Here is a 13,485-nt window from a genome sequence, read left to right on the forward strand (position 1 = left end):
TTAATTTTTTCTAAATCTTATCATTTTAAAACGTTCGCCTAAAAAGTTAGGCAGTATTAATATTTTTACCTTTTCAAGCTCTTGTTTATAAATATTTTCTTGTACATGTTGTTTCAGTATTTCTAATAACTCTAAGATTCCCATATTTACAAGCGCACTCATCTGAGCTTTAAGCTCTATAAATTCTACTCCGGCTTGAATAAATGCATCTTTTACATGTTCAAATGTAACATCATAGGTAATATCAGACTTTGAAAACAGCTCATCTCTTTTAATATTTTCATCAAAAAAAGGAATAACTTCATGTTTTGCATAAACTCTTATAGAAAAATCAGGTCGAGAGAGCATCTCTCCATAGTCAAAACTCATAAACTCAAACTTATTACATGTAGAAGCCATGCTTAAAGCAAACTCCTCATATCCGACGGCAATTTCACCTCTGTCTTTATGATATTTATCAGCTTTATTTTTAACCGATTCGTTTTCTACATCAAACTCAATCGTATGCCCTTCAACTCTCGCTGTTTTGCCCTTATAATAAAGTTCGCAAGGGAATGCATCAAATATCTCATTTGCTATAAAAAAAGCATTTTCACATCTTAACTCATCAAGTGATTTATAGTGCGTTAGAGATACGGCATCGCCAAAACTCTCTTTAAAATAGTTCTTTTGAAACTCTTGAAGCGAATCAAATCTCTCAATTATTACAAACTTTAAAGTAGAAAGCAGCGCAGGTCTAAGAGTATATATAAACTCTATAACGTCGGCTAAGAAGTATCCGTGATGAGCACCTATTTCGCATACAACACCGTCATGTGATAAGAAACCTTCATCAACCAATGAGATAATATGCTTGGCAATTGTTCCGCCGAAAAACTTACTGGTACTTACAGAGGTATAAAAATCGCCCTCTTTTCCTATATTTTTATAAGTAGTATAATAACCGTTTTTGCCATATAGCCACTCACTCATATACTCGCTAAAGTTCATCTTTATACATTTCATACAGAGTTAACAGTTCAAGTTGTTTATCTATCTCATAAATATTTATATCACTTTTTTGAATTTCAACGGAATTTTTCAACAACTCAACATCATACTTAGTTTTATATCCTGCAGAATATAGCTGTTGTGTATCTGATAATAACATCTCATACAACTCTAGGTTTTCAACACTAAGCTGCTTTTTTTTCTCAAAGTTTTCTATATTTTGCATGACTTGTTCAAAAATAGCTATCTGTTCTCTTTTTTTATCTTCAATCATAAGCTCAGACTTCAAATAGCTTATTTTTGATGATTCTACATCTCTAAATGTATTTATATCAAACGGCATTGTAGCTTTAAATCCAAAATCATAATAGTTTTTTTCATTTGAGCCAAACTGAAACGGACTATTGCTTTTGCTCCAATTGTATCCTGAAACAAAATTAACTTTTGGAAGATATTTTGCAACGGTTACATCAGCTGCATATCTGTTTTTATTTAACTCGCTATCTGATAAGCTAATAACTATATTATTAGATAAGAACTGCTCTTTTGTTAAAAGTTTTAGATTCGGTATAAATGCACTCTCATAATCAATATCACTAATAACATGAAATTTTGAAATAAGCCTCTCTTTATTTGTCTGTATATCATAAAGCGCTTGTACAACAACATTTCTATCTATAATTGCACTATTTAAAAAACCTGAATCCAATTGTCCGTTTAAGTAGTCCTCTTTCTTTTGTGCAAGGTTAATCTCAGAGTTTTTAATTACTAAATTTTGTTTGCTTATTTTAAGATTCATCTGTTTAATCTGCATCAAAAGTGAAATTGCATCTTTTACCAACTTTCTTTTAACAACGTCAATCGAATAGTTGGCATAAACTTTAGATGCCTGTGCAAATTTAATGCCATAATAAATTCCGCCGCTTTGAAAAATCGGCTGATCCATTCTTATAGCAGCACTCTCTGCTGTCTGTTCACTTCCATAAGGGTCGCTTTTTGTATATCCGTAGTTTAAATTTAAAGGAGCAATCCACGAATCACGAAGTTTTGAACTCTCGGCTTCATTTTTTTTATAATCATAATCAAACTGCTCTTTTTTGTTTGTTGAGATATAACTATCTAACTTTTCATCTGAAAGTAGTAGCGAACTACAAAGAAGAGACAGCACGATTAAGGGATTTAAAACCTTCATCTATTTCCTCTTTCGTAATTGTTAAGGCAGGTAAAAGTCTAAGCGTATCACGCCCTGCTTTTAAAACTATAACTCCCTCTTCTCTTGCATTTGAGATAACTTTTGTAAGCGTATCAGCATCTTTTGCGCGAAGACCGCACATCATTCCAATACCGACTTTTGACGTAAAAATATCTTTATGAGCAGTGTAAAACTTCTCCAATTCACTATCAAAATAGTCTATACCGTTTTGAAGTTCGCCGCTTTCATTCATCTCATTTAAAATATCAACTACCTCACATGCAGCCGTCGTACTTAAAAAATTTCCGCCAAACGTAGAACCATGATCTCCCGCACTAAAAACATCTTTTAGAGTTGTCATAACAACACCTATTGGAACTCCGCCGCCAAGCCCTTTTGCAAGCGTTACGACATCAGGCTCGATACCATAATAGTTTGATGCTAAAAACTTTCCTGTTCTATAGACTCCCGTTTGAACTTCATCGATAATTAAAAGAACATTTTTTGATTTTAAAAATTTTGCCAGCTTCTGAACATCATCTTTATCAAGAGGCTGAACTCCGCCCTCACCTTGAACAAGCTCTATCATAACAGCACATGTATGCTCATCAACCAGAGATTCTACATGATTTATATTATCTGCATAAACAAATCCGTCAGGATACGGTCCAAAGTAGTTATGCATTTTCTCTTGACCTGTTGCCTTTACGGTCGTAATTGTTCTTCCGTGAAAAGAGTGTTGAAGAGTTATGACTTTATATCTTTTTACCTCTCCGTCTTTTTCGCCGAATTTTCTAGCTATCTTTATAGCTCCCTCGTTTGCTTCTGCTCCGCTGTTTCCAAAAAAACACATCATATCGTATCCGCTTGCTTCAACGATTTTTTGTGCCGCTCGTGCTTGAGGGGCTATGTAGTAAAGATTTGATGTATGCGTTATGTTTGAGAGCTGTTTACAAATAGCATCATTTACTCGTTTGTTTGCATGTCCGACACTAACAACAGCTATACCGGAAGCAAAATCAATATAATTTTTACCTTCTGCATCAACCAGTCTTGCGTTATTTCCGCTTACAAATTCAACGTCGGCTCTTGCATAGGTCGGCAAAACATATTTTTTATCTAAATCAACTATATTATTCATCTCTTAATTTCTACCTTGTTTTCTTGAAATATTGCACTCTTTGAGCTTAATGAGTGCTTTGAAGTCGTTAAATTATTTACGCCTTTTGTACCGCTATAAATCAAAATACAATCATTACGCAGATTATCGTTATGTTTAACTCTCAACTCAACACTCCCATTAACAGAAACAATACTAACTATCTCATCTTCATTAAAGCCTAAAGAGCTGTTAAGAAAAACATGCTCTTGGCGGTTAAACTGAGAGTTTAGGCTTGTTTGACTCTTACATGTAATAAGATAAAAGCCATCATCTTCGTCTATCTTTGAGTCTAGTTCATCTAAAAAAACAAACTCTTTTGTTTTTGTGTCAAAACATTCTTTATAAGGTACATCATCTCTGCCTTCAACATACCATGAGCCGTCAATTTTCTGGATTGCAAAATTTTTAAAATGCTTTATATAAAACTCTTCACTTTCAATATCAACTCCAAATTCTTTACACAGATAAGCACTTAAATCATACTCGCTTATTCCCGCATCACTATCGGCAACTTTTGGCATAAACGACATCTTATTGTGAGAATATGAAGTTCTTACGTCATTTTTATACAAAAAGCTTTTTGCAGGTATAACTAAATCTGCTATTTCGCTTGTTTCGTTCTCGTATAACCCAAAATAAACTACGTTTTGTACATGTGAAATAGATTTTCTAACCCTTAATGAATCAGGCATTTGCGCAATAGGATTTGAACCTTGAATAAAAACTGTCTTATAGTCGCTAAACTCAGTATTGACTTTAGATACCCTTGTGGCATTTTTATTAAAAGGCGAAGTGATATTTTCTCTTGATGAACCAAGATAACTGACACCGCACCCCTCTTTCCCAAAAAGACCAAGCATGGCCGCAAAGGCATCTATTGCTCTCATAACGTCTGCTCCGTCACTATATTTCTGAATTCCGACACCGCATACAATTGCAACTTTTTTATCTTTTACCAACCTAAGAACATCTCCGATTTGACCCAAAGACACATCCATATGTTCAAGAATTGCCTTTATTCTTATGCCTTGCGTAAGTTCATAATAATCCTCAAATTCACTTGCATGTGATTTTAAAAAATCCAAATCACAACCATTTTCAATATGCAAGAAGCGACTAAGCATCATGGCTAAAAAAATATCCGTATGCGGTTTTAATTGGATATGAACATCTGCGATTTTAGCTATTTTTGTTTTAATAGGGTCTATAACAATAATAGTTTTATCTTTTATAAGCGGTAAAATATGACTAGATGTAGTATGCGGATTTCTACCCCAAAATATTACTACATCTGATTTTTCAACCTCGGTTATAGGCATATTTTTATTACTGCCTCTACCCTGTATTATTCCGGCTTCACCTGCACCGTCGCATAAAGTCCCATCAGTTAAAAAAGCACCGTATAAAGCAAAAAAATGGTCGGTCACCTCTTGCATCAAAGCAAAATTTCCGCTTCCTCTATAATGTAATACCTCATTTTTATTGCATGAGTATATCATCTCCTTTAGTATTAGAAGAGCTTCTTCAATACTTATCTCATTACCTTTGTATCTCGGTTTTTGTATAGATAAAAATTTTTCATAATGGTTTAAATGCGGACATAAAAAACCGTTTGTATATCCGCTTTTTAAACCTTTTAACACTCCGTCTTGAAAAACTACTTCACATGCATCATAACAGTCTAGCGGACATGCCGTAATATTACTCATTCTTTAGCTCTACCTTAACAAGTTTTGAGAAAAGCGCTGGAGAATCTATAATTATTTGAGCCATATATTTTGATATATTTTTACCATCAGCAATATTTAAAACTCTTGAAACTTGATATAAAGTTTTCTCGCCGTCTATATAAATAATACTTTTCTTAGCATTAACAACATCCGGTTCATCTAAATATACCGTAAGCAATGCTTTAGACGTATCTGCTACTTTAGCCAAAGGAGTTGAAACACCTACTACTTGACCGGGTTTTACAAGCATTTCATAAAGAACAAAATTTTGTGCTACTATATTTTTATCTTTTATACTTCTCTCAAGCTGAATTTTTCTTAACTTTAAATCTGCTATTTGAATTTTTAAACTTTGTACCTCTTTTTTTGTATTTAGATATAAGTTTTCACTTGTTATCAAATCATAAAATTCCCTATCTTTTTCAACAGATGATTTAAATTTCAGAGGCTCTATTTTTTTATAGTTTTCTCTTTTTTTAGCTAGTGAATCTTCTAAATTAATTAAAATAGCTTGATTAGTTTCTATAGTATTTTCAAGATATACTAACTTCTCTTTTGTCAAAACAAGGTCTTTTTCATCTACTTCTGAATCTATTTGTATATAAGGTTCCAATGAAAGCTTCTTGCCTATAAGATTTTCATTTGCATAAACCACCAACCCTGAAACATTAGAGGATATGCTTCTTACTTCAATCGGCTCCACCTTGGCATAATACACTTTGGCATACGAAAAACTAAACATCAGCAAAATAATTGCAATAACTTTCATTAATAACACCCTCACTAAGGTTTCCCTTATTTATAATTATGGATATTTTACCATTTCATTATTAACATTCAATCATAATTCATTATATTTTTGGTACCATTAAGCAAGTATTCATTAAAGGGTTGAAATGTCTGTCTTAGATAAAGTTGATGCCGCTACAAATTTAGCAAAGAACAATGAGGTGCAGCTTCTAGTATTTAGAATTAGTAATAAAACTGATTCTGCTTATTATGCTATTAATGTTTTTAAAACACGTGAGGTCGTAGAATCAAAAAACCATTTTATGACTCAGATACCATCTTCACATAACATGCTTGAAGGTACTATAGTTCTTCGCGGAATGCAAATTCCTATACTCAATCTTCCATTATGGCTTGGAGTGACGTTAACAAAAGAAGAGATTAAAAAATCAAATATTCTTGTTTGTGATTTTAACGGTGTTACAATAGGTCTTAGAATTATGTCTGCTTTTAGAGTAGTAAAGAAAAATTGGAATGAGATGCATGCCCCAGATAGCTATAGAGTCGGAGATAGCAACGTTGTTATTAACGATACTAGACTTGAAGATGGAAGTCTTTGTCTTGTTTTAGATTATGAAAAGTTGCTTGCAGACGTTATTCCTCATGCTATGGTAAATATACTTGAATCACAAGCTAATTTAAAAGATATAGTAATACCTAGTAAATTAAAAAACGGAACAGTACTAATTGCTGAAGATTCAAAAACTGCACAAAAACATTTAAAACAAATTTTTGATAATGCAAATTTATCTATAAAAATATTTGAGAACGGAAAACAACTTATAGATTATGTAGAGTCGCTAGGTGATAGTTGCTCAAATATACCTGCAATCATTACTGATATTGAGATGCCTGAAATGTCAGGTTTTACCGTTGTTAAAATCTTAAAAAATAATTTAAAGACAAAAAATATACCTATAATAGTAAATAGCTCTATGACAGGCCAAAACAATAAAAGAGAAGCTGAAGTTCTAGGAGCAGACGGATTTATAGCCAAAACAAAGAGTCAAAATATAATTCCTTTAATTATAGAAATTATGAACGCTTAAAATACTTTAAAATAAAACAATAGTATGAATGAACGAATAGAAGCAATAAAAAGCCTCTCAAAAGAAATTGGCATTTTGTATGTTGAGGACAATGAAGGTCTCTCAAAAAATATGCATACTCTTTTAAGTAAAATTTTTGAAAAAGTATATATAGCACATGACGGTGAAGAGGGCTATAAGGAATACATTAAAAATAGACCAAAAATTGTTATAACAGACATTAATATGCCAAAGCTTAACGGCTTTACGATGATGAAAAAGATTAAAGCCGTTGAGCCAAAATGTAAAGTTATTATTCTTTCTGCTTATGATGAAAAAAAGGATCTTTATACGGCAATCAATCTATCTGTTTTTCGTTATTTACATAAGCCTATAAAAATTCCTGAGCTTATGGATGCTCTTTACGACACTCTGATATCTATCAACAAAGAAGAAGATGGTGATATTTTTTTAACACAGCTTCAAAACATTTTTAATTATCAAAATAATATAGTTATAATGATGCACAATAATAAATTTATATTAGTAAATAAACGTTTTAATGAATTTTTTGGCATTTCTAATCTGGATGAATTTATTGATGAATACAAAAATATTGATAAATTACTGCTTGAACATAAAGAGTTTTTATATTCAACTCCATCTTCAACATGGGTAGATACCGCAATAGAAAACCCAGGCAGACTCTTTCATACTAAAATTGAAAATTACAAGGGTGAAAAAAGACATCTAATATTGAAGCTTCGTGAAATACCTGAAAGAGATAAACATTATATACTCTCTTTTGACGATGTTACAGAATTAAATTTAATGGCCCTTTTTGATTTAGATGCAGCAAAACATGATGCAACATCCAAAGATAAAATGTCTATTTTATCTCTATTAAGAGTTATAAAAGAAAACTCCTCCGAAGTTAAAATACACAATTTTTATAAAGGACTGACTATAGTCAATCCTGCCGTTATTGTGGATATTAATAATGAAAATTTTACATTAAAAACAGTAAATACTCAACTAAAGATTATACGTCTAGCAAAGCTAATGACGGTTACTTCTGAAGTATTCCCAAAAGATGTTATATGTAAATCTATTAAAAATGTTGATTCTGATAATCAGACTATAATTATTGATGACATCTCTTTTGCATCAAGAAGTGCGGCTGATAGAAAATATATTCGCTTAGAGCCTGATGCAAACCATGTATCTACACTTTATTATAAAAATATAAAATTTCCAGGTGATACTTATATTATGGACATATCTGAAGTGTCAGTAAAACTAAAAATCAATGCCCTACCCGCAGGAATAGAAATTGGCACAAAAATCAAAATGTTCATTAGCTTGAAATTAAAAGGTAAACCACTCTCTTTTAGCAATATTGAAGCATCCGTGTATAGAATTGATGAAAATAAACGTGATTATAATATTGTTTTATTATATGAACTTAATAACAAAAATATAAATAATTTAAGAGAATACTTAGCTCATCGCCAGATTGAGCTTATCCGTGAATTTAAATCAATTGATATTAACTCACAAATAGATAACCATTACAGCATATAAGTAACTTTAAGAGAGATTTAAATTTATATTCCCAAGAAGGGAATATAACATGTAAGAAAGATATAATTTATTGAAACAGTGAAATAAGGACACCCGCAGCAACTGCAGAACCGATTACACCTGCAACATTTGGTCCCATAGCATGCATTAAAAGCATATTATTTCTATCGTATTCCATACCTACTTTATTAGATACACGAGCAGCCATAGGAACTGCAGAAACTCCTGCTGAACCAATTAATGGATTTATTTTATTACCAGGAAACATATTCATTATTTTTGCCATAATAACACCTGCGGCAGTACCGGCTGAAAATGCAATAATACCAAGTGCTAAAATAGCCAATGTATCAGCGACTAAAAACTGGTCAGATGCAAGTTTAGAACCTACTGCTAAACCTAAAAATATAGTTACTATATTGATAAGAGCATTTTGCATTGTGTCTGAAAGTCTATCAACCACACCGCTCTCTTTTAGAAAATTACCAAACATAAACGCACCAATCAGCGGCGTAGCATCAGGTAAAACCAAAATAGCAAGAGTTAGAACCATAATTGGAAAAACTAGCTTTTCTAAGCGAGATACATGTCTCATGGTACTCATTTTTATTCTTCTCTCGGCATCATTCGTTAACGCTTTCATAATTGGAGGTTGAATAATCGGAACCATTGCCATATATGAATAAGAAGCTACTGCAATTGCACCAAGAAGCTCGGGCGCAAGTTGGGTAGCTATAAAAATTGATGTTGGACCATCAGCTCCACCTATGATAGAGATAGCAGAAGCCTGTTTTAAAGTAAAGTCAAAAAACGGCGTATATTGTGCAAGAGCAACTGCTCCAACCAATGTTCCGAATATTCCAAACTGTGCAGCTCCGCCAAGAAGCGCTGTTTTAGGATTTGACAACAATGGACCAAAGTCAGTCATTGCACCGACACCCATAAAAATTAAAATTGGAAAAAGTTGATTTGACAATCCCATATGATAAATTATTCCTAAAAATCCGTCTGGACCAGCCATATTGGCAATTGGAATATTTGCCAAAAGTCCACCAAAACCTATAGGCAGCAGAAGCAAAGGCTCAAAACCTTTTGCAATTGCGAGATAAAAAAGTAAAAATGTAACAAGAATCATTATTACTCTACCCCAAGACTTATGAAAATCACTCATTTTATTACCATGAGAATCCAATTCATCAGGGTTTGGATTAACAAGAGCATTTATACCGGTAGATTCTAAAAATCCACTTATCATTTCAGAAAATGGTCTAGTTTTATAAGTCTCTTCTTTATGAGTAGAAGATTGGGCAGAAACCCCCTGCTCACTTGCATTAATACTGCCTAAAGTTAAAAACATAAGCAGTGCAATTAGTTTTATTACAAAGAATCTCATATATTTATCCTATTACTGCTACAACTTGACCTTCAACTACTTTATCATTTGTAGCAACATTAATAGATTTTACAACACCGCCTTTTGGTGCTACTATGTCTATCTCCATTTTCATAGACTCTAAAATCATAATCACATCACCTTCGTTCACACTTTGCCCCGGATTAGCTACAATTTTCCAAACACTACCCGGTAAAAGTGCTTTTATATCAAGTACGCTACCTGATGTTTTTACAGGAGACGGTGTTGATACGCTTTCTCCTTCAACTGCAGTAACTTGAATGTTTGCATCACCTTCTGCTACTTGAACACTAAACTTTTGACCATCTACCACTACAGTATAATTTCCGCTTCCCATACTTCCACGTCCTTCTTCTTTTTCATTTTCTTTTTTCATATTCGATATTTTACGAACATTTAATTCGCCTTCGCCTTTTAAAAATGCGATACCCTTATCCTGACAAGCTGCTGCTATAAAAATATTCTCTTCTGTTATTTCGATATTTTCCTCTTTTAGCCTATTTATCCAAGTAGCTAAAGACTTGCTCTCATCTGCATTTGCCAAATCAAGAGCCTTCTCCGTAGTAGGTTCTAATCCTAGTTTTTCTGAAGCAATTTTTACAATTTCAGGATCAGGTGAGACAGGAGTCTTACCAAAATATCCAAGCACCATTTTTCCATAACCTGGTGCAATAGCATTCCATGGTCCTTGCATAACGTTATTTAATGCTTGTTGAAAATAAAACTGTGAAACAGGCGTTACAGATGTTCCGTAACCGCCTTTTTCAACAACTTCCGTCATTGCAGCAATAACTTCAGGAAATTTATCCATAATGCCGTTATCACGCATCATTTGAGTATTTGCAGTTAAAGCACCGCCAGGCATTGGAGAAAATGGAATAATCGGAGAAACCATTGTTGCTTCAGGAGGCATAAAATAGTCTGATAGACAAGATTGTAACTCTTTTTCATAAGTTAATATTTTATTTATCTCAAGTCCGCCAAGGTCATAATCCATACCTTTTGTAGCATGAAGCATAGTCAGTATGTCCGGCTGACTTGTTCCACCGCTAACAGGTGCTGCAGCCATATCTATACCGTCAACTCCTGCTTCAAGTGCAGCCATATATGCTGCAACAGAAACTCCTGCAGTTTCATGAGTATGAAGTCTTAAATGTGTTCCTTCAGGAATTAAACGTCTAGCCATTTGAATAGTTTCAAAAACTTTTTGAGGACTTGAAGTGCCGGATGCATCTTTAAAACAGATGCTGCTGTAAGGTATGCCGCTATCTAATATTTCACGAAGTGTTTTCTCATAAAATTCTACAGTGTGGGCACCGTAGCATCCTGGAGGTAAATCCATCATAGTTACAGTAATTTCATGTTTTAACCCATGATGAGTTATTCTCTCTCCAGAATATTTTAGATTTTCAACGTCATTTAATGCATCAAAATTTCTAATAGTCGTAGTACCGTGTTTTTTAAACATTTTTGCATGTAAATCTATTAACTCTTTTGAACCGGTATCTAACATTACCGTATTTACACCACGAGCTAACGTTTGAAGATTTGCATCTGGTCCTACAATTTTACGAAATCTATCCATCATCTCAAACGCATCTTCTCTTAAATAAAAATAAAGAGATTGAAATCTAGCGCCACCGCCAAACTCAAAATGCGTAATTCCTGCAGTTTTTGCCGCTTCAACTGCAGGAAAAAAATCATTCATTAAAACGCGACCGCCAAAAACTGACTGAAAACCATCTCTAAAGGTTGTATCCATTATATCTATAAATTTTTTAGCCATGCTAATCCTTAACTTTCTCTATGATGTTTAATTGCCGCCGTAATAGCTGCGACTATTTTTTTTTGGTTATTTTGAGCATCTTGAGTATTTTGAGCTGAAGAAACCGATTTTGGTTGAACTTCAGGAAAGAATTTATGCACAATATTTGACATAATACCCATCATAAATATCATAAACGCAAGAAACAAAAATACGGTTCCCATTCCGATAACTAAAAATTTAAAGCCCTCTACTACAAGGTTAGTTTCCATTATAATATACCCTTTTTCTCATGTTTCGCGGTATTGTAGTATAAAAAAGGTAAAAAAACCATTCTGCCTTTCTTATTATTTTAAAAAATTATTAAATTGTTACTTTTTGATTATATAATTCTTAGTAAAAAATAGGGATATGCATGAAAAATGTTAATGTTACAAGATTTGCAGAGATAAATACGATAGAGGGGTATTCATATCTTATACTTCTATTTATTGCTATGCCCATGAAATATTTTTTTGGAATTCCACTGGCTGTAAAAATTGTTGGAATGATTCACGGAATACTTTTTATAATGTTTTGTTATTATCTTATAAAAGCTTGGGGTGAAGCAAAATGGTCTATTAAAAGAAGTACTGTTTTTTTTATTGCTTCACTTGTACCTTTTGGAACATTTTTTACTAAAGATAAAATAAAAACTTATGAATTGAAAAGTTTAATTTAGTTAAAATCCTCTAAAAAATTAAACAACATAGTTAAAAGGAGCAAAGTTATGATTGCTGGAATGAACGAGCAAGATTTTATAGCATATTTTATATTTGGTCTTATACTTAATTTTGTTTTTTCTATATTTTTTGGAATATATCTTAGTAAAAATATAGGTATTCAGGAGATGATTAAATCCAAAGGAGATAAGGAACAGTCGTTGCTTGTCAGTCTTAGTCTCTTTATACCGTTCGCAAAAATGATAGTCACTCTTTATAGAGTTGCCGTTTTACAGATATTTTTTCTTAACAAAGGATATACACACAAAGAATTTTGGATATACATGACTACTAATCAAGTAAATAATTTAGATTAGGCGTACACAAATGAATAATTTTAAACTAAAACTTATGCTTGCTATTCTAACAGGCATTGTTTTTTCATTTTTATTTATTATACTTGCATTTATCGTACCGGCAACCAACAGTGAGCCTACATATCTTAAAAAACCAACTAACTTGCTTGAGAAAGTATCGAAATCTATTAAAGAATAGATTATTATAATGAGTCTTTAACTTCTATCAACTTTAAAGTTTCATAAGCAAATTGTGGATTTAACTTGATTACAGATATTTCCAAAGCTTTAGCGCATAACTTTAGATAATCTAAATTTTCTTTGTTCATAATCTCTTTTAACAATATTTGAGCATCTTCTATATGAAGATTCCTCGCAACACCCAAATTTTTATGGGCTAAATCTTTAATTTTTGTGTAATCTAAAATTTTACCATTAAGAGAATCCTCTTTCAATTCATCAATATATTTATAAAAGTCTATCTTTGATTTTAAAATTTGTATAATATAATCTTCAATAAGCCCACAAACAATATTCTCATCTAAGAATAGTTCTTTGATTGCTTCATCTATTTTGTAGCTGTAGTCTGATATTTTTAAATGTTTAAAATTTTTTATAATAAAAGAGTCGCTATCACGAAGCAAACTTTTGATGTTGTTACTTAGTTCAATATTTTGTAGCTTGAAGTTTTCATTTTGCTCATTATTCATAGATATAAAATATCATAATTATCTTTTATATCATAATCAACTATAAAAAAATTTATTTAAACAA

Annotated in this window: 14 protein-coding genes; 5 read left to right on the plus strand and 9 right to left on the minus strand. The window is 32.3% G+C overall.

Translation table 11 applies throughout. The features are described 5' to 3' along the window. Genes A2530_RS11550 through A2530_RS11570 form a run of 5 tightly spaced genes read right to left on the minus strand, consistent with a single transcriptional unit; the run spans position 1 to position 5,843 of the window. Positions 1–990, minus strand: a complete 990-nt coding sequence (locus A2530_RS11550; protein WP_294885226.1) for an SAM-dependent methyltransferase — start codon at positions 988–990, stop codon at positions 1–3. Beyond that, positions 980–2,182: a TolC family protein gene (locus A2530_RS11555; protein WP_294885225.1), complete on the minus strand. Its 1,203-nt coding sequence runs from the start codon at positions 2,180–2,182 to the stop codon at positions 980–982. The genes A2530_RS11550 and A2530_RS11555 overlap by 11 nt, the downstream gene beginning before the upstream one ends. Next, positions 2,139–3,323: an aspartate aminotransferase family protein gene (locus tag A2530_RS11560; RefSeq protein ID WP_294885224.1), complete on the minus strand. Its 1,185-nt coding sequence runs from the start codon at positions 3,321–3,323 to the stop codon at positions 2,139–2,141. The genes A2530_RS11555 and A2530_RS11560 overlap by 44 nt, the downstream gene beginning before the upstream one ends. After that, a complete protein-coding gene (locus tag A2530_RS11565; RefSeq protein ID WP_294885223.1) occupies positions 3,320–5,053 on the minus strand; it encodes a molybdopterin-dependent oxidoreductase in 1,734 nt (577 codons plus the stop codon). The genes A2530_RS11560 and A2530_RS11565 overlap by 4 nt, the downstream gene beginning before the upstream one ends. Next, positions 5,046–5,843: an HlyD family secretion protein gene (locus A2530_RS11570; protein WP_294885222.1), complete on the minus strand. Its 798-nt coding sequence runs from the start codon at positions 5,841–5,843 to the stop codon at positions 5,046–5,048. The genes A2530_RS11565 and A2530_RS11570 overlap by 8 nt, the downstream gene beginning before the upstream one ends. A 127-nt stretch (positions 5,844–5,970) precedes the next feature. Here A2530_RS11570 and A2530_RS11575 point away from each other — a divergent pair, with 127 nt between their 5' ends. Both A2530_RS11575 and A2530_RS11580 read left to right on the plus strand, forming a co-directional pair. Further along, positions 5,971–6,912, plus strand: a complete 942-nt coding sequence (locus tag A2530_RS11575; RefSeq protein WP_294885221.1) for a chemotaxis protein — start codon at positions 5,971–5,973, stop codon at positions 6,910–6,912. A 24-nt stretch (positions 6,913–6,936) separates the two neighbouring features. Next, on the plus strand, positions 6,937–8,475 hold the full coding sequence (locus A2530_RS11580) for a response regulator (RefSeq protein WP_294885220.1): 1,539 nt from the start codon (positions 6,937–6,939) through the stop codon (positions 8,473–8,475). Between the two features lie 67 nt (positions 8,476–8,542). Here A2530_RS11580 and A2530_RS11585 read toward each other — a convergent pair whose 3' ends face one another. From A2530_RS11585 to A2530_RS11595, 3 genes are read right to left on the minus strand one after another with little or no spacing between them, the layout of a single operon-like run. Then, on the minus strand, positions 8,543–9,868 hold the full coding sequence (locus tag A2530_RS11585; protein WP_294885219.1) for a sodium ion-translocating decarboxylase subunit beta: 1,326 nt from the start codon (positions 9,866–9,868) through the stop codon (positions 8,543–8,545). Between the two features lie 4 nt (positions 9,869–9,872). Beyond that, positions 9,873–11,675 carry a biotin/lipoyl-containing protein gene (locus A2530_RS11590; protein WP_294885218.1) on the minus strand — a complete coding sequence of 601 codons (1,803 nt, stop codon included), beginning with the start codon at positions 11,673–11,675 and terminating at the stop codon, positions 9,873–9,875. An 8-nt stretch (positions 11,676–11,683) separates the two neighbouring features. Further along, positions 11,684–11,926, minus strand: a complete 243-nt coding sequence (locus A2530_RS11595) for an OadG family protein (RefSeq protein ID WP_294885217.1) — start codon at positions 11,924–11,926, stop codon at positions 11,684–11,686. A gap of 143 nt (positions 11,927–12,069) precedes the next feature. Between A2530_RS11595 and A2530_RS11600 the strand changes: the two genes are divergently transcribed. From A2530_RS11600 to A2530_RS11610, 3 genes are read left to right on the plus strand one after another with little or no spacing between them, the layout of a single operon-like run. Further along, the gene (locus A2530_RS11600; RefSeq protein ID WP_294885216.1) at positions 12,070–12,375 is read left to right on the plus strand and encodes a DUF3817 domain-containing protein; all 306 of its coding nucleotides are present in this window, start codon (positions 12,070–12,072) and stop codon (positions 12,373–12,375) included. A gap of 48 nt (positions 12,376–12,423) precedes the next feature. After that, a complete protein-coding gene (locus A2530_RS11605; RefSeq protein WP_294885215.1) occupies positions 12,424–12,732 on the plus strand; it encodes a hypothetical protein in 309 nt (102 codons plus the stop codon). Between the two features lie 10 nt (positions 12,733–12,742). Continuing rightward, positions 12,743–12,910: a hypothetical protein gene (locus tag A2530_RS11610; RefSeq protein WP_294885214.1), complete on the plus strand. Its 168-nt coding sequence runs from the start codon at positions 12,743–12,745 to the stop codon at positions 12,908–12,910. Positions 12,911–12,914: 4 nt separating this feature from the next. On the opposite strand, the gene A2530_RS11615 is transcribed toward A2530_RS11610, so the two are convergent. Then, positions 12,915–13,421: a hypothetical protein gene (locus A2530_RS11615; protein WP_294885213.1), complete on the minus strand. Its 507-nt coding sequence runs from the start codon at positions 13,419–13,421 to the stop codon at positions 12,915–12,917. Positions 13,422–13,485: the final 64 nt, after the last annotated feature.

It is taken from the genome of Sulfurimonas sp. RIFOXYD2_FULL_34_21 (genome assembly GCF_001830805.1).
Taxonomy (GTDB): domain Bacteria; phylum Campylobacterota; class Campylobacteria; order Campylobacterales; family Sulfurimonadaceae; genus Sulfurimonas.